Source organism: Paraburkholderia sp. 32 (genome assembly GCF_050435345.1).
Lineage (GTDB): Bacteria > Pseudomonadota > Gammaproteobacteria > Burkholderiales > Burkholderiaceae > Paraburkholderia > Paraburkholderia tuberum.
Window position 1 is genome coordinate 2407450 of record NZ_JBNDKD010000001.1, and the last position, 16586, is coordinate 2424035.

The window sequence follows — 16586 nt, forward strand, 5'->3', positions numbered from 1 at the left end:
CACTCCTAGTCGAGTCGCAGCCTGATTTCGGCAAAGGCATACAGGGGGCGCCACAGCGCGCGGTTGAATAGCGTGACGAATAGCGACATCACGGCGACGCCAAGGATGATCTTCGGAAAGTCGCCCGCGGCGGTCGTCTCGGCGATATAGGCGCCGAGGCCGTGCGCGACCACATTGGTATCGCCCCACTGGACGAACTCGGACACGATGCTCGCGTTCCACGCGCCGCCCGATGCGGTGATCGCGCCAGTTACGTAGTAAGGGAATACGCCCGGCAGCATCAGCTGGCGCCACCATTGCCAGCCCCGGATGCGGAAATTGATGGCCGCCTCGCGGTAGTCGTTCGGATAGGCGGTCGCGCCCGCGATCACGTTGAACAGGATGTACCACTGCGTGCCGAGCACGATCAGCGGCGACAGCCAGATATCCGGATTCAGATGAAAGCGCACGATCACGATCACGAACACCGGGAACAGCAGGTTCGCGGGGAACGCGGCGAGAAACTGCGCGAGCGGCTGGACCTTCTCGGCGAGCGCCGGACGCAGGCCGATCAACACGCCAATCGGTACCCAGATCACCGAGGAGATCGCGATCAGCACGGCGACCCGCAGTAGTGTGATGAGCCCGAGCACGAACACGTGACCGACCTCGTCGAGCGTGACGCCGGCACGCACATAGGCGACGACGCGATAGATCGCATAGACCGTCAGCACGAATACGAGCACGCCGCACACGATGTCCCCCACGCGCGTCGATTTCTCGCCGCGCGGTCCGCTGGCGCGTCGCGCGCTCGCGAAAGGCACACGGAACGGAATGCGTGCGGTGGTCGCGAGCATCACGCCCGCCGGCGTCAGCAACTGATGAATCAGACGTGTGCGCCGCATCGTGTCGAGCAGCCAGGACTGCGGCGCGTTGCCCGAAGTCGTGGTCTCCATGCGGAACTTGTCGGCCCACGCGACGAGCGGACGGAACAGCAACTGGTCATAGGCGAGAATCACGACCGTCATCGCGAGGATGACCCAGCCGATCGCGTGCAGGTTCTTGTCGCTGATCGCCTGCGCCAGGTAGGCGCCGATGCCCGGCAGCGTAACCGTATGATTGCCGACCGTGATCGCTTCGGAAGCCACGACGAAGAACCAGCCGCCCGACATCGACATCATCATGTTCCAGATCAGGCCGGGCATCGAGAACGGCACTTCGAGTTTCCAGAAGCGCTGCCATGAAGTCAGATGAAAGCCGCGCGAGACTTCGTCGAGATCGCGCGGCACCGTGCGCAGCGACTGATAGAAGCTGAACGTCATGTTCCACGCCTGGCTCGTGAAGATCGCGAAGATCGCGGCGAGTTCGGCGCCGAGCACGCGGCCCGGGAACATCGCGAGGAAGAACGTCACCGTGAACGAGATGTAGCCGAGCACCGGCACCGACTGCAGGATGTCGAGAATCGGCACCAGCACGAGACCGGCGCGGCGGCTCTTGGCGGCCAGCGTCCCGTAGACCAGCGTGAAGATCAGCGACGCGACCATCGCCGCGAGCATGCGCAGCGTGGTGCGCATCGCGTACTCGGGCAGGTTGGCCGGATCGAGCGAGATCGCCTGCGTCTTTAGCGTCGACATCGGCGCGAGCGTCTCGTGAAAGCCGATCGACGCCATCGCGATCAGGCAGATGATCAGCGGGAACGCGACGAAGTCCCATCCGTTTGGACGCAGCCGTCGTGCGGATGCATTGGCGGTGCGGTTCAGGTTGAAACCGAACTCCATCAGTAACCTCCGGGGCCGTGGGTATTTGCGCACAGCGAAGTCGTGCCGCCGTACAGGGCGGCGACACATGCATCGATTCGCGAGGGATTGTTGAGTTGGAACATGACGAATCGCAAGTTGATGAAAGGGCACATTCAGCAAGCAACGGCCACGACGAGGCAACGCCACAATCTTTCGATAATGGCGTTGATTCGTGACAGAAACCTGGCAGGACTTAAGAGAGCAGCGACCCGATTCGGCGCCACAGCGTGACAAGCCGATTCGATTGGACCGGATCGAGCGACAGAAGCGACTCGTAGTGAGCGCGCGACTCGTTGCGATAGGGCAGATGCGGCAAAAGCAGAGCGAAATACATGACGTTTCTCCGCGCGTCGTATGTGACGCGGCAAGCGGAAAGCGGGCAGACGGTCCAACGTCGCACGCTTGGCGCGGCGTCAGATTGCTAGCTGCTTTCCTTCTCTAAGGCTGAAGGGAAGGGGCATAAACAACAACTGTCACTGTCGGGCATGGGGCTCCTCGTCGGGTTGAACTGCGCTCAGGCACGCAGCGTGGTTTTACCGGCCTCGCCAGAACCCGCGACCAGGCGCGGGTATCGGCGAGCGTCGGCCGCAAACCCGAAGGCTTGCGAGGGCGTGCCAGTGTGGACGAGCGAAGGCCGCGTCCACATGGCGCTCATGATCGAGGTGCACGAAGAAGATTTGCTACGGCGCGCACCGTTCTGCCTGCTGGCGGAACGGCGGCGCGGGGAAGGGGCGCGGACGTTCTGCCGGTCAGGCAGTGAAACTGTTCGAAGATCGACTACTGCAGGTGTCCAAGGCATCAGCCCCATTTGAGAAGACGGGCGAATTCTAGACGCGGTAAAAACCCGGAGTCAACCAGATTCTGTAAGCAGAGCCAACATTTATCGACGAAGGCTTGCGCAACGAGTTCGAGAATCATTGCGTGCGGCCCCGAGAACCCGACGTTGTCTTTATGCGTTTTTTTACTTGCGCTTTTTCGGGCGACGTCAATACAATTCGCCCCAACGTATCGAAGGAGTCACCCATGGACGCATGTTCAGGCAGTGGAAGTCCGATGCCGGCCAGCGCCGGCAACACAACCGCGAGATAGTCGCCGCAGGTTCACTCCTTCGCCGCTAACTCGCCCCATTCGGGTTAGCGCGCTTCAATTCTGACCGGCCTTTGCTGCCGGTTTTCCGTAGCACGCTTCCTCTTTTCTGACCGTCGTCTGCAACCTCTGCTTGCAGAGGCGGTTGCGCTTTCGCATTGCGCTCGTTGTGCGCCGGAGTGCGTCACGGTAACGTCGCTGGCTCGCGCGAGCTTGCATGCCGGCAATGAATTGAACACACGTTTGCCATCTGCGTGTGCGAACAACAACGGAGCGATCCGCCTATAACTTCAACCCCAGATACGTGATGGAAAATATCTACAAGCGCAGACCGCAGAGCTCCGGCGGTGCCATCGCCGTGAGCGCGGTTCTTTCTCTCGGCCTCGTTCCTTGCGCGTTCGCGCAGACACCCGGCGAAGCCGCGCCGACGCAAGCGGCGCCATCGACCGCCCCGGCCGCCCCGGCTCCCGGCGCCACGGACAATGCGGCGCCCGCCGATCAGAGCGTCGCCGCGCCCACGGGATTGTGGGAGCGCCCGAACCTGCTCGGCGACATGGGCGGTTTGCGTCCGTGGCTCGGCAACTACGGTGTGACTTTCAATCTGCAGGAGACCGGCGAGTACATGGGCAACCTCTCGGGCGGGACGAATCGCGGCGGTGCTTATCAAGGCTTGACCGAGTTCGGACTCGTCGTCGATACGCAAAAGGCGTTTGGATTGCCAGGCGGCACTTTCAACGTGTCCGGTCTGCAGATTCACGGCACGAGCCTGACCGCCAGAAATCTGCAAACGCTGCAAACCGCGAGCGGCATCGAAGCCGACGCCGTGACCCGTCTGTGGGAACTGTGGTATCAGCAGTCGCTCGGCAACGTCGACGTCAAGATCGGTCAGCAGAGTCTCGATCAGGAGTTCATGGTCAGCCAGTACGCGGCCACCTTCATGAACGCGACGTTCGGTTGGCCAGTGCTGCCGTCCGTCGATCTGCCGGCGGGCGGCCCGGCCTATCCGCTGTCGTCGCTCGGCGTGAGGGCGCGGGCGTCGTTCGCGAACGGAGTAACCGTGTTGGGCGGCGTATTCGACGGCAATCCGGCGCCAGGCGTCGGCGATCCGCAAAAGCTCAACGCGAGCGGCACGAACTTCAATCTCGGCAACGGCGTGCTCGTGATCGGCGAACTGCAGTACGCGATCAACCAGCCGTCGGCGAATGCGTCCGATCCGAAGCCGGCCGGCCTGCCGGGCACCTACAAGCTCGGCTTCTGGTACAACAGCAACCACTTCGCGGATCAGGGTTTCGACACGAGCGGCCTGTCGCTAGCGAATCCGGCGAGCAACGGCGTGCCGACGAGTCATCGTGGCAACTACAGCTTCTACGCGGTCGCCGATCAGATGGTGTGGCGCGCGGGCTCCGACAGTCCGCGGTCGCTCGGTGTGTTCGCGCGCATCATGGGTGCGCCGGGCGATCGGAATCTGGTCGATCTCGGCGTGAATGCGGGCGTGACGCTCAAGGCGCCGTTCAAGGGGCGCGACAACGACGTGGTCGGGCTCGCACTCGGCTATGCGAAGATCGGCTCGCACGCGCAGGATCTTGCGAGCGCGCAGCCGCTGTACACGCCGGGCTATCCGTCGCGCAGCGCGGAGACGATGCTCGAAGCCACCTATCAGTATCAGGTCGCGCCGTGGTGGATGCTGCAAGCGGACTTCCAGTACTTCTGGCGGCCGGGCGGCGGAATTCCGCATCCGGACGATTCGTCCCAGCGCATCGAGAACGAAGCGGTTCTCGGTTTGCGCACGACGATTCAGTTCTGAGGAACGGTCACCAGGCTGGTAGGCGTTTGATCGATCGCTGCAACAAGGGCCGCGCGCCGCATCGCCGGACATGATCGGTCGATGCGGCACGTAAGGACGGACGACGACTTGGCGATCGCTGCGTCTAAACATCAACCTCGCTTACCCCTGCGTGTGCGCGGCGACCGCGTCCAGCGTGCGCGCCGAGTACACCAGCGTCGCGCCCGCGTTGATCGCCATCGCGACGCCGAGCGCTTCGGCGATTTCCTCGCGGGTCGCGCCGTGCTTCAGCGCCTCGGCCGTATGGACCGTGATACAGCCGTCACAGCGCAGGCTGACCGCTACCGCGAGCGCAATCAGCTCGCGCGTTTTCGCGCCGAGCAGATCGGTCTTCTGACCGGCGCTCGACATCGCCTGATACGCCTTCACGCTTTCGGGCGCGAGCTTTGACATTTCGCCGATACGGCCGAACAGTTCCTTGCGGTAATCGATCCAGTTCAACATGGCAGTGCTCCTTGGTCCATTGCGCGCCGGCGGTTGCCGGCGTCGTGGGACAAAGTATTGCGCCGCGCCGCGATATCCTGAATACTGATTCGACTCAACTTTTAGCGCGCTCGTCTCATGGACACGCTCAGTCGCCTGATCGACCTTGCCCGGCCGCAAGCGAGTCTCGATCTTCGCTGCCTGCTATCAGGCGCATTCGACATCGATCACGCGCCGCTGGAGGCGGGCGTCGCGCCGTTTCATCTGGTGCTCGACGGCAGCTGTGTGATCGAGACCGCCGCCGGCGTGCCGCTCGAATTGCAGGCCGGCGATTTCATGCTGTTTCCGCGTGGCGCCCGCGCATCGCATGCGCGACGTAAAGCGCTCGGCGGGTGGCCTGCCGTTGACGCTCGGGCATGACGGCATGCTGCCGGTGCGGCGCAACGATGGCCACGAAACCACTGCCACGGCCGCGCACGCGCCCAACGACAGCGCGATTCATGACGGCGTCGATCTGCTGTGCGGCCGCTTCGTCTATGCACCCGGTTCATCGGCGTTGCTGCTCAATGTGCTGCCCGATCCGCTGCACGTATCGCTCGGGGATGCGCAAACGCTCGATGCGTTGCAGGCGGTGATCACTCTGATGCGCGGCGAAGCGGAGCGGCGTCAGCCTGGCGCGCTCGCGATCGTGACGGCCTTGAGCCACGCGCTGTTCGCGATGGCACTGCGCGTGCACGGCGAGCGCAATGCGAACGGCACCGGGATGCTCGCGTTGCTGACGGACGCACGCCTCGGCGCATCGGTGCAGGCCATGCTCGACGCGCCCGAACGCGCATGGACGATCTCTGAACTCGGCGAGCGCGCGGCGATGTCGCGCGCGACCTACGCGCGCCACTTCAACGAGCGCGCGGGCGTGACCGTGATGGATTTTCTGACGCAGATCCGCATGGCGATCGCCAGCGATCTGCTGTTGCGCACACAACGCAGCGCGGCGGACATCGGCGAGGCGGTCGGCTATCAATCGGAGGCGGCGTTCGGCAAGGCGTTCGCGCAAAGCGTCGGTGTGACGCCGGGACGTTACCGGCGCCGCACGCCAACGGACGATGCTCTGGATGACTGACTAAAGACTCAACGCGTGGGCGATTCTATCTGGGCGGTCCGCCCTTGCTGAACGCGCGCTTTTCGAACGACGCCATCAGTCGCGCGACCACGAGCGCGCAGACCGTGCCGAGCGTCACTTCGGCAAGCCGCAGCAAGGCCTTGTCCCACGCCGGGCCGACGCCTGGCGCCAGCAGCATGATCGTCGCGGTGATGCCGCCGAGGCGCGCTGCGCTGCCGACGTTGACGACCCAGCAGATCAGGATCGCGACCGCCACGGTCGCCGCGTACGCGGCAAAATGGCCGCCGCCCGCGAGCGTGCCGATCAGCCCGCAAATACCGCCGACCATCGCACCGATGAACTGGTCGCGCGACAGCTTGCGGGTGTCGATATAACTATGCTGGCTCACCGCGATCGCGGTGATCGCGGCCCAGAACGCCTGCTCGGTGTGCAGCGCGCGAGCGATGCCGAACGCGAGACTCGCGCCCGCCACGGCCTGCACGGCCATGAAGCCGCCCTCGATCAAGCGGTCGCCGAGCGGCAGCGTCTTCAGGAAAGCGAACAGCGCATCGGCGGCGTGCGTGCGCGAGGAAGGGCTTGAATCGTCGGACGGAGTCATCGGATGAAGGCGGCTCGGCTGGGCAGAGGGTGCCGTATTCTAGCGGCTCCGCTTTACGCTTCCACTGCTAGCTAGATCGTGCCGAACAGCGCACGCGGCCGGTCGCGCAGCGTGTGCGCGAGAATCAGCAGGCCACGCGTCAACTGCTCGCGCGACTCGGCGCAAGCGAGGTCGATGCGCACGCCGTGCTCGACCGTCGAGCGATCGACCGCGAACGCGGATGCGGGCATCGTGTTGACCCCGCGCGCGAGCGCGTTTGCCGCGAAGTCGTCCGAGCGCCACGGCGGCGGCACGCGCAACCACACGAACATGCATGCGGGGTCGCTCTTCAGATGCTCGGCGGGCAATAGTTCGCGCGCGATCTCCTGGCGCGCGCGCAACTCGGCGCGCTGCGCGTCGAGGATCGTCTGCGCGGTGCCGTCCTCGATCCAGCGCGTTGCGATCAGCGTCGACAGCGGCGCAGGCATCGACATCCGACGATGCGATCGCGGCGATCAAGGACGGCCGCGTGCAACCGGGCAAGGTCGTCGTGATGCGCGGCGCGGGCGTGCGCCCGACCGATGCCGTCAATTTTAGGCAATTGACTTCGTTGTCGACGTCGACCTCAACTGACATCAGCACGCACAAAGCGACGTAACGTCGCTTCCCACCGCGCTGATCACGACCAACAGCAGCCTCGCTTCCCTGTCCACCGGCCTCGGCGACGCGGTCCAGTACGACGACCCCATCCCACACGAAAGTCACGCTCGGCGGCGCGGGTTCGTCGGCGCTCGGCGCGAATGCGGTTGCGGCCGCGCCCAACTCGGTCGCGCTCGGTGCGGGCTCCGCCGCCAGCGACGCGAACTCGGTGTCGATCGGCTCGCTCGGTCACGAACGGACGATCTCGAACGTCGCGCCGGGCGTCAGTCCGACCGACGCGATCAACATGCAGCAGTTGGACTCGGTTCAGCAGGGGGGGAACGCGGCGGCGCGCCAGGCCTATTCAGGCATCGCCGGCGCGACCGCGTTGACGATGATCCCGGACGTCGACCCCGGCAAGACCCTCGCGGTTGGAATCGGCTCGGGCAACTACAAGGGCTACACGGCCGTTGCAATCGGCTTTTCCGCGCGCGTGACCGCCAACCTGAAGGTCAAGGGCGGCGTCGGTACGAGCGCGACGGGGAAACCGGCTGTATGTCCGCGACGATCCCGATCCATTACCGCCGCCGACGCGCGGCCGGATGCTCGCGCGCCAGATCGAATCGCTGATAAGGGGGGTGATCGTGCAATATGAGCCCCCCTTCGAAAACACCATCCCCCCCTCCGAAAGGGGGGGATTTGAAAAGCGACTGGCTCTATCTTTCTTCTCGAAATTCACAACGCATACGGAGCCGGCGCCGCTGGCCGCTCACGCCGACCTGGTGCCGTATGCGATTTTTTATGTTGGCTTTTTCGTCCTGTTTGAACTGCTTGCTCGTGTGAGTGGAATTCCAGATGCGAATGTCTTTCGCAGCATCTGTCGAGCGGGCCGGTCTTCAAGTCGCCAGGGCGAAAGAAAAAAGGTGATAGATGAATATCCTGTTGGTGGAAGACGATCCCGCGCAAGCTGATTCGGTCGAAAGGGAAATCGGGCAATCCGGGCATCGAATAAACAAGGTCGAGCGGGGCAAGGACGCAATCAGTTTTCTTCAGGCCAACGAGGTCGATCTCGTGGTGCTCGACTGGGAATTGCCGGGCATGAGCGGTTTCGAGGTGCTGTACTGGATACGCCGTCACCTGGGCCGCGAACCCGCGGTGCTGTTCGTGACCAGCCGACTTCTGGAAGTCGACATCGTGCAGGCGCTGGACGCCGGCGCGGATGACTACGTCGTCAAGCCGTTCCGGGCCAAAGAGCTGGGGGCACGGGTAGGCGCGCTGTTGCGTCGCACAAGACGCAGCATCAAGGTGGAAAGTGCAATCGCGGTTGGGCCGTACGTATTCGACGTCACGCAGCGCAGTGTTTTTCTGCACGGCGAATCGATCTTGTTGACGGAAAAGGAATTCGACGTGGCGGCCTATTTCTTCGCGAACGTCGGACGGGTCGTTTCCAAGCGGCTTCTGGCGAAGCTTGCGTGGGGCCGCGAGCTGGATAGTACGTCGCGCACGATCGACACGCATATCTACCGGCTGCGACGCAAGCTGGCCCTGCATCCGGACAACGGCGTGCGATTGACGACCGTCTATACGCACGGCTACCGCCTTGACGAGGCCGATGCTGGCAGCGCGGAAGCGCAAGCGCCGGCGAGCACCGAGCCGGAAGACGCTGTCGCGAAGAACGACGGGTCCGAGCAGGGCGCGCAAAGCGATCTCCGCCAGAGATCCGACACGAGACCATGAGCGACCTGAAGCGGATTGCGCTGGTCGCGCCTCGTTGCGCGGCTCCTCATTGAGTCGTCACACGGTTCGGCGTATCTTGAAAACAAATTCACAACGATCCTCCATGCCTCTCACGGATAGCCGGTGAGAGGACAACTCATGAATACAACCGCTGATAGTTTCGAGCGTGAATGGATCGTGTCGCTGATCCAGACCAAGATGATGCCGCCGCGTCTTCCCGCGGGTTGCGTGCAACGGCCGGGATTGCTCCGGCGACTCGATGAACGGCGTCCGGGTCACATTACGCTCGTGACCGCGCCCGCGGGTTTCGGCAAAACGACCTTGCTTGCCGCGTGGAGCGAAGCGCAAACGAGAAAGAAGCGTCCCGTTGCGTGGCTCAGTCTCGATGGAGAAGACGACGATCCGCAGCAACTCGGGGCCTATCTGGTGGCGGCGCTTTGTCGCGCGTCGAAGGAGATCGCGTGGCAGGCACAGCAACTTCTCGATAACGATGCACACACACCGGTCAGAACGGTCATTTCAGTGCTGATCAATGGCATTGCCGCATACGGCCGCGGTGTTTTCCTGGTGCTCGACGACGTCGACCGTCTGAGCGCGAAACCCGTTCTCGCGATCGTGTCGCGCCTGCTGCGCTACGCGCCCGACAACCTGCACGTGCTGCTCGGCGCGCGCGGTGAACCGGCGCTGTCGCTGAGCGGGCTGCGCTCGCCCGACAAACTTTCGCGTGTGAATGTCGACGATCTGCGCTTTTCGCTCGACGATGCTCAGGCGTTTTTCGACCACACCGGTAACGCGCTGCTCAACCGCAACAGCGTCGAGTTGTTGAACAGCGCGACCGAAGGCTGGGTGGCCGGTTTGCAGCTGGCTTCGCTCGGACTGAACCGGATCGATGACGTGGCCGCGCTCGCCAGTCATCTCGCCGGTTCCCGCTTCGGCATCGATCGCTACCTGAACGATACGGTGTTTGCGCATTTGCCGCCGCCCATGCTGACGTTTTTGCTTTACACGTCGATTCTCGAGCGGCTTACGGCGACGCTGTGCGACGATGTCATGGGCGGTGAGGGTGAAAGCGGAGAAAAGCTGGACTGGCTCGAGCGGCATAACGTGTTCATCCGGCCGCTCGATGAGACGCAGAACTGGTATCGCTATCACGCATTGCTGAGCGATGCGCTTCGCCGCCGTCTCATGCGTCAGACGCCACGACAGGTTCCGTTGCTGCATCGCCGGGCCAGCCTGTGGTTCGCGCGGGCTCGCCTGTGGCGCGAAGCCGTGCGACATGCGCTGGCAGCGGGCGACATCGGGCAGGCGGTGCAGTGGGCCGAAAACTGTGCGATGGAGATGCTCCAACGCGGCGACCCGTTCATGCTGCCGGGCTGGATTCGCAAACTGCCGCCGGACGTGATCGCGGGTCGACTGCGCTTGCGTCTGGTGAAAGCCTGGGCTCTCGCGATGTCGCTTGAGACCGCGCGCGCGTCGAAGGAGATCGGCGAGATTGCCGACGAGTTCGAACGAATGGCCCGTGATGATCGGTCGGTAGCCGACGAGGTCGCATGGGCGGAGATCAACGCGATCCACGCGGTGATCGCTTGCGTGAACGACGACAGCGAACATGCGCTGGAACTCGGGCGTGCCGTTGAGGCATCGACGGCGCCTGCGGAACCGTGGGTACGCCATTACGGGCAAAGCGCGGAGATTTTTGGCTTGATGTATAGAGGGCAGTTCGCCTACATCTCCCGCGTATGGAGAGCGCGGGTCGATCAGGTGGGACTCAGCCGGAAACCGAACAGCGCGGATATGTTGCGCGACGCGGTGTACGGCATCGCCGCGCTGATACACGGCGAACTTCCCGATGCGAGGCGGGTGATGGAGGTCGCGATGCGGTACTCCGAAGACAAGCTAGGAGAGTGGTCGGCGGGCGCGGCCGCGGTAGCCGGTTGCCTTGCGTCGATTTACTACGAGTGCAACGAGCTGTCCAAGGCGCGCAAGTTGATCGACGGTCGCATGACCATCGCGCTGGAGACTTCGCCGCTCGCCGCATTGATGCGCTATATGCTTACCGCGTCGCGCCTGCTGTGGCGGGATGGCAAAAAAGGGCCGGCACTCGCCGTTCTCGAGGACGGTCGACAGCTCGCGATAACCCGTCGATGGCTGCGTCTGAAGCTCGCGTGCGATGCGGAAACCGTCAGACAGCTGCTTGCCGACGGTAGGGTAGTCGAGGCGCGACAGGTCACCGACGAACTGAGCGCGAGCGTACCGATGATGTGCGAAGGGCGACGGGGTTCGGCGATGGAAACGTGGGCAAGCTACTGCGTGCTGCAAGCCCGCGTTCTGCTCGCTGAAAATGCCGCCGGCGACGCGGTTGGTTTTCTCTCGCGCTCACTCGACAATCTGGTTGCACTGGGCTGGCGCTATGCCGAGGCCGTCGTTTCGCTGCTGCTTTCTCTCGCGCATGAGCAGAACGGTGCTTCGGAACAGGCGTTCGCCGCGCTGGGAAACGCGGTGCGGATCGGCGGCGCGATGGGGATGATCAATAGCTTCGTGGACGAGGGGCCACCGATGCGTGCGTTACTGGAACGCTTTCGCCGCACGCCATCGGAAATCGCGACCGGGCACGCCACGTATATCGGCACGGTGCTGTCGGCTTTCGACGAGGCGGATAACGCGCCATCTTCTTCGTCGAGCTATGCCAACACGAAGATAACGCCGGGCACACTGAGCGCGCGAGAACTCGAAATACTGGGCTACGTCGCTCGCGGGCTGTCCAACAAGGAAATCGGACGATCATTGAATCTGGCACCCGAGACGGTCAAATGGCACATGAAGAACGTGTTCGAAAAACTGAACGTCAATTCGCGGTACGAGGCCGTGCAGAGTGCCTTCGGCATTCAGCCTGGAGCCGACTGAAGCGCCGTGCCGCGTGATGGCGCCGTCATCCGGTCACCTCACCGCGGCTCTCGTCCAAACGCTTCGCGCAGCTTGCGCTTGGCCCGCTGCAACGTATCGCGCCGCTCCTTCGGCAGGTTTCGGCCCGCTCGATTGATGTAGAAATTGAGCATCGACATCGCCGATTGAAACGGCGTGCCCTTGCGTCGGCGGCTCGCCGTCGACGAGTGCTTCAACGATTGCGCGATGGACTCCGCGCTGCCGGTTTTGAAAATATCCTTCTGGATGTCCATCGCGTCGCTCGTTTCCATTACGTGATGCGACCATCTCTTCGCGCCGGATGCGCCGCTCGACTTCGCGGTTTTGGCGCGATGTGCGGCATGCGCCTGCGCGTGGCGCTGACGCGCTGGCCGTCCCGCGACTTGCCACGAGACACAGGGCGTTTCGATTTGCTGCTGGTCTTTCGGGTCGCCATTGTGTTGTCTCCTGAAGCGGAATGTCGGACTCGCCACACGTCGAAAATGGTCGATTTGGCGATCAGAGCTTCACGCCACCGGCCTCGGGCGCATCCGACGAACCCGCGGGAATGTCACCGACACCGAGGTCGTCGCGCCTCGTATAGACGTCGCCCCAGTACGGTTCGCTGCCGTAGTACTGATGCACGGTGGTGGCCCACGTCTGATCCGCCATCGATGGCCAGTGATCCTTATCAAATCCCGGTGCGTTCTTCACGCTCTCGGCCACCATGTTCAGCACGAAGCATTTTTCCTGCGTATCGAGTGTCAGCGCACTCCACGGAATCGCGAGCAGCTTGTCGCCGATGCCGAGAAAACCGCCGCTCGACAGCACCGCATACGCGACGCGGCCCGAACGCACGTCGAGCATGATGTCCTTGATCTTGCCGATGTGCTCGCCGTCGCTGCTGATAACCTTGTTGCCGTCGAGCGTAGCCGCTGCCATAACATCCGGACCTGGGCCTTCCGCGGTCGCGGCGCCTTTACCGACGATGTTCGCACCTTGTGTCTGGGTCTGCATCACCATGATGGGCTCCTTTTTGAAGGGGTGAATGTACCGAGGCATTTAGCAACGGCCGTTCCATCTAGCCATGCGGCGCCGTTACGCCGTGGCGCGCGGCGCATCCGCGCGACGAGGCACCGCGTGCGTAAAGGATGCGAGCGCGTTTGCAATTATTTCGTCAGTGCCGACGCCAGCGCTGATCAGCAAAGCGCGATGCGCGCATGCGACGACTGCATCGCGCGGCATAGGCCTTGCTCGATTCTCAGTGATGGCAGCAGGGAACCGAAGGATCGCACCCGTCCTTTTACTTCAGGGAGAACCCAGATGAGCAAGTATCCGAAGGCATGGCTGTTCGCGGCATGTATGGTCGCGTCGGGCGCCGTCGCGTCGGGCGCCGCGTTCGCGCAGGCGGGCGGCGGTAACGGCAATAGCGGCACCGGCGGCGGCAACGCGCATGGCGCGGCGACCGCGGCGCCGACGGCGGGCAACGAGCCCGCGTCGAATGTCACGGGCAGCACCATGGGATCGACTTCGTCGATGAAACATCATCACAAGAAGTCGAAGGCAAACAAGCCGATGACCGATACGACGAACACGCCCGGCGCCAATGCCAGCAGCGATACGAAGGGACAGTAACGCTGGATCGATGCGGGCGCGGCCAGGCACCTGTGCGTTCATCGTAACGCGCGGGCGATATCGCGCTCCCCATCGAGGGAGAAAATCGTGACTAAGAAAATTCATTATCAGGCGAACAGCTGTGGCGGGGACCTCGCGCAATGCCGATGCGCTGGCGGCGGAGATACGCGACGGCGAACGCGACGTTTGGCTCGTGATGGCGGCGTTCGAGGAAGACGTTTGAGCCGGGGTCGATTCAGCGCTGAGCCCGTCACTGGGCCGGCGGTTCCGGTTCGGAGGCCATTTCCCGCGCAGCGCGCCGCGTACGCACGCGTGCCGTGGCTCGCAAATGTGCCGCGGCGCTTTGGTCTTTCGCGGCGGTGGCTTTCTTGCGCACCACGCGCGACTTTTTTAGCAGACTCGTCAACGAACCGTTGATACTGTCGTCGACCGACGACTCCCGCGTCTTGCGTCCTTTGGCACCGGATGCGCGCGCGAGTTTCGCCGCACGCTTTTCCGCCTGCGCGAGCAGCACCGCAAAGGCCACTTCATCTACCTTGAGTCCGCGGCGCGATTGGCTTGGCGCGAGGCTCTGCAACTCGTCGGCCTCGAACGCGCTGATGATCGCTGGGTGGATATAACAGCGCCGGCAGACGGCGGGCGTATTGCGTAGCAGCGTCGCCACTTCTTTCACGATCGCGACGATATGACGACGCGCTTCGGCCGCGCTGCTGCACATCAAGCGGCGCGATGCCGCGAGCGCGTACACGCTGCCGGCCCACGTGCGGTAGTCCTTGGCGGTGAAGTCCGCGCCGCTTACGCGGCGCAGGTAGTCGTTGATATCCGTCGAGCCGACGCTGTGGCGCGTGCCGTCTTCGTCGAGATACTGGAACAGGTCGTGACCGGGCAGCTCCGCGCAACGTCGCACGATGCGCTTGATGTTCGGATTGTCCACTGTCACGTCGTGCTCGATGCCGCTCTTGCCGCGAAACTGGAAGCGCAATTGACCGGCCCTGATCTTCACGTGCTTCTTGCCCAGCGTCGTCAATCCGTACGAGTGGTTATCGCGCGCGTATTCTGCGCTGCCGATGCGGATCAGCGTCGTGTCGAGCAACTGCACGATGGCCGCGACGACCTTGTCGAGCGGCATGCCGGGCAGCTTCAGATCACGCGCCACGCGCGCGCGGATTTTGGGCAATGCGCGGCCGAACTCGGCCATCCGTTCGTACTTGTCGGCGTCGCGCGTTTCGCGCCAGCGGGGGTGATAGCGGTACTGCTTGCGGCCGCGCGCGTCGCGGCCGGTCGCCTGCAGATGACCGCGCGGATCGGGGCAGATCCACACGTTTTCGTACGCGGGTGGAATCGCGAGCGAATTGATGCGTTGAATCTCGTCCTCATCGACGATGCGCTTGCCGTCGACGTCGAAATAGATGAAGCCGTTCCGCTCGCGCTTGCGTGTGTAGCCGGGCCTCGTGTCGTCGGCGTGGCGCAGTCCCGGCGGCATCGGTTGGGGTGCGGTGTTGCCGTTCGTGGTGGTCGGGCTGCGTGACGTCGTCGTGGAATGAGTCGCGGTAGCCATTGTTGCAGGTAGAAGTTTCAAACCCGGTTCGAACCGGTTCGCCGAGTAGGTGCGATGTGTGCCGTGTGATCGGCGGGAAGCAAGGGCGATGCCACTGGTAGGTGACCAGCGCGCTGAGGCGGAACGGTCCTTGCGGAAAAGTCGACGTGACCAACCGGAAAGGAGCTTTCATGAGCAGCACACTCAACCCCGATGAAGAGCCGCAGCAGACCGTCAAGCAAACGTCCGGCACGACGGGCGCGCTGGGTCCCAGCGACTCGTCCGATAGCGGCAGCGACGTGGCGGGCGCGAGGCGTCACGATTTCGACGTCGATACGGAGCTCGACAATCACGCGCTCGAAGCCGGCGACGCCGCACTCGGCAGCGATACCGATCGCTCAGGTACGGGCGAGCGCGCGTCGGCCGATGGCGATTCGACGTTGGAGATGGACCGCGATATCGACACCGACCACGTCGTCGATCCGCAAGTGCCGCCGGGCGCGGAACGCTCCGACGAAGACGAAACCGACGTCTGACCACGGCGCTTTTGCGCACGCGGCGGCTCGAGCTGAACGGCGCAACCGCAGCGTCGGTGCATCGCCAACGTAATGTCAGCCCCCTGAACACTGCCTCAACCAGGCACGTGTTTTGCGTAACCACGCTTAGCGAAGGCGCAGACCTATGCACATGCCTCACGGGCAAGTGCATGAGCGCGGCGCCGCATGAAGGAGAGCACGCATGACTGATGCACTGAATGGCTACAAGGTAGCGGTACTCGCCGTAGATGGTTTCGAGCAGGCAGAACTCATGGAGCCGAAACGCGCGCTCACCGAGGAGGGCGCGACGGTCCATGTGATCTCGGCGAAGCCGGGCAAGATCCAGGGCTTCAAACACGTCGACAAGGGCGATACCGTCGACGTCGATGCGACCTTCGACAAGGCCAGTCCCGACGACTATGACGCGCTGGTGTTGCCGGGCGGCGTCGTGAACGGCGACGCGCTGCGACTGCTGCCGCAGGCGCAGGCGTTCGTCAAAGCGGTCGACAACGCGAAGAAGCCGATCGCGGTGATCTGTCACGGCACGTGGCTGCCGGTATCGGCGGGGATCGTCAAGGGGCGCAGGGTGACGAGCTGGCCTAGCCTGCAGGACGATATTCGCAACGCGGGCGGCACGTGGGTCGATCAGGAAGTGGTCGAGGACGGCAATCTTATTTCGAGCCGCAAACCCGACGACCTTCCCGCGTTCAACAAGGCGCTGATCGCGCAACTGACGAAGCGCAAGGCGGCTTGATCGCGGGCGGCGCGTTGGCT

13 protein-coding genes and 4 pseudogenes are annotated in these 16586 nt (G+C 63.5%); 9 read left to right on the plus strand and 8 right to left on the minus strand.

From position 1 onward, the window contains the following. Positions 1-5 precede the first annotated feature (5 nt). Together OKW26_RS11260 and OKW26_RS11265 are read right to left on the minus strand one after the other, a co-directional pair. Complete coding sequence (locus tag OKW26_RS11260; protein WP_429353643.1) at positions 6-1757, minus strand: ABC transporter permease; 1752 nt, start codon at positions 1755-1757, stop codon at positions 6-8. A gap of 214 nt (positions 1758-1971) precedes the next feature. Further along, the gene (locus OKW26_RS11265; RefSeq protein WP_184009884.1) at positions 1972-2112 is read right to left on the minus strand and encodes a hypothetical protein; all 141 of its coding nucleotides are present in this window, start codon (positions 2110-2112) and stop codon (positions 1972-1974) included. A 1059-nt stretch (positions 2113-3171) separates the two neighbouring features. Here OKW26_RS11265 and OKW26_RS11270 point away from each other — a divergent pair. Further along, the gene (locus tag OKW26_RS11270) at positions 3172-4668 is read left to right on the plus strand and encodes a carbohydrate porin (RefSeq protein ID WP_429353644.1); all 1497 of its coding nucleotides are present in this window, start codon (positions 3172-3174) and stop codon (positions 4666-4668) included. 141 nt (positions 4669-4809) lie between these two features. Here the strand turns inward: OKW26_RS11270 and OKW26_RS11275 are convergent, their stop codons facing one another. Further along, on the minus strand, positions 4810-5151 hold the full coding sequence (locus tag OKW26_RS11275) for a carboxymuconolactone decarboxylase family protein (RefSeq protein ID WP_184009880.1): 342 nt from the start codon (positions 5149-5151) through the stop codon (positions 4810-4812). A gap of 117 nt (positions 5152-5268) precedes the next feature. Between OKW26_RS11275 and OKW26_RS11280 the strand changes: the two are divergent. Then, positions 5269-6250 (plus strand): annotated as a pseudogene (locus OKW26_RS11280) (cupin domain-containing protein). A gap of 25 nt (positions 6251-6275) precedes the next feature. On the opposite strand, the gene OKW26_RS11285 reads toward OKW26_RS11280, so the two are convergent. Both OKW26_RS11285 and OKW26_RS11290 read right to left on the minus strand, forming a co-directional pair. Then, a complete protein-coding gene (locus OKW26_RS11285) occupies positions 6276-6848 on the minus strand; it encodes an FUSC family protein (protein WP_429353645.1) in 573 nt (190 codons plus the stop codon). A gap of 71 nt (positions 6849-6919) precedes the next feature. Further along, positions 6920-7315, minus strand: a pseudogene (locus OKW26_RS11290) (PLP-dependent aminotransferase family protein); the annotation flags it as partial. Positions 7316-7380: 65 nt separating this feature from the next. Between OKW26_RS11290 and OKW26_RS11295 the strand changes: the two are divergent. From OKW26_RS11295 to OKW26_RS11310, 4 genes and pseudogenes are all read left to right on the plus strand, one after another. After that, on the plus strand, positions 7381-7485 hold the full coding sequence (locus tag OKW26_RS11295; protein ID WP_429354220.1) for a hypothetical protein: 105 nt from the start codon (positions 7381-7383) through the stop codon (positions 7483-7485). 114 nt (positions 7486-7599) lie between these two features. Further along, positions 7600-8007: pseudogene (locus OKW26_RS11300) on the plus strand (YadA-like family protein); the annotation flags it as partial. A gap of 389 nt (positions 8008-8396) precedes the next feature. After that, positions 8397-9203: a response regulator transcription factor gene (locus OKW26_RS11305; protein ID WP_429353646.1), complete on the plus strand. Its 807-nt coding sequence runs from the start codon at positions 8397-8399 to the stop codon at positions 9201-9203. 138 nt (positions 9204-9341) lie between these two features. Then, positions 9342-12107: a LuxR C-terminal-related transcriptional regulator gene (locus tag OKW26_RS11310; protein ID WP_429353647.1), complete on the plus strand. Its 2766-nt coding sequence runs from the start codon at positions 9342-9344 to the stop codon at positions 12105-12107. 38 nt (positions 12108-12145) lie between these two features. Here the strand turns inward: OKW26_RS11310 and OKW26_RS11315 are convergent. Next, positions 12146-12561: pseudogene (locus OKW26_RS11315) on the minus strand (DUF3175 domain-containing protein). A gap of 62 nt (positions 12562-12623) precedes the next feature. Then, complete coding sequence (locus tag OKW26_RS11320) at positions 12624-13127, minus strand: PRC-barrel domain-containing protein (RefSeq protein WP_429353648.1); 504 nt, start codon at positions 13125-13127, stop codon at positions 12624-12626. Positions 13128-13427: 300 nt separating this feature from the next. Between OKW26_RS11320 and OKW26_RS11325 the strand changes: the two genes are divergently transcribed. Further along, a complete protein-coding gene (locus tag OKW26_RS11325) occupies positions 13428-13739 on the plus strand; it encodes a hypothetical protein (protein WP_090809736.1) in 312 nt (103 codons plus the stop codon). A gap of 250 nt (positions 13740-13989) precedes the next feature. Here the strand turns inward: OKW26_RS11325 and OKW26_RS11330 are convergent, their stop codons facing one another. After that, positions 13990-15297: a DNA topoisomerase IB gene (locus OKW26_RS11330; RefSeq protein WP_429353649.1), complete on the minus strand. Its 1308-nt coding sequence runs from the start codon at positions 15295-15297 to the stop codon at positions 13990-13992. A gap of 170 nt (positions 15298-15467) precedes the next feature. Between OKW26_RS11330 and OKW26_RS11335 the strand changes: the two genes are divergently transcribed. Beyond that, positions 15468-15812, plus strand: a complete 345-nt coding sequence (locus OKW26_RS11335) for a chemotaxis protein (protein ID WP_090809741.1) — start codon at positions 15468-15470, stop codon at positions 15810-15812. Between the two features lie 202 nt (positions 15813-16014). Next, positions 16015-16566: a type 1 glutamine amidotransferase domain-containing protein gene (locus OKW26_RS11340; RefSeq protein ID WP_429353650.1), complete on the plus strand. Its 552-nt coding sequence runs from the start codon at positions 16015-16017 to the stop codon at positions 16564-16566. The last annotated feature ends 20 nt before the right edge of the window (positions 16567-16586 follow it).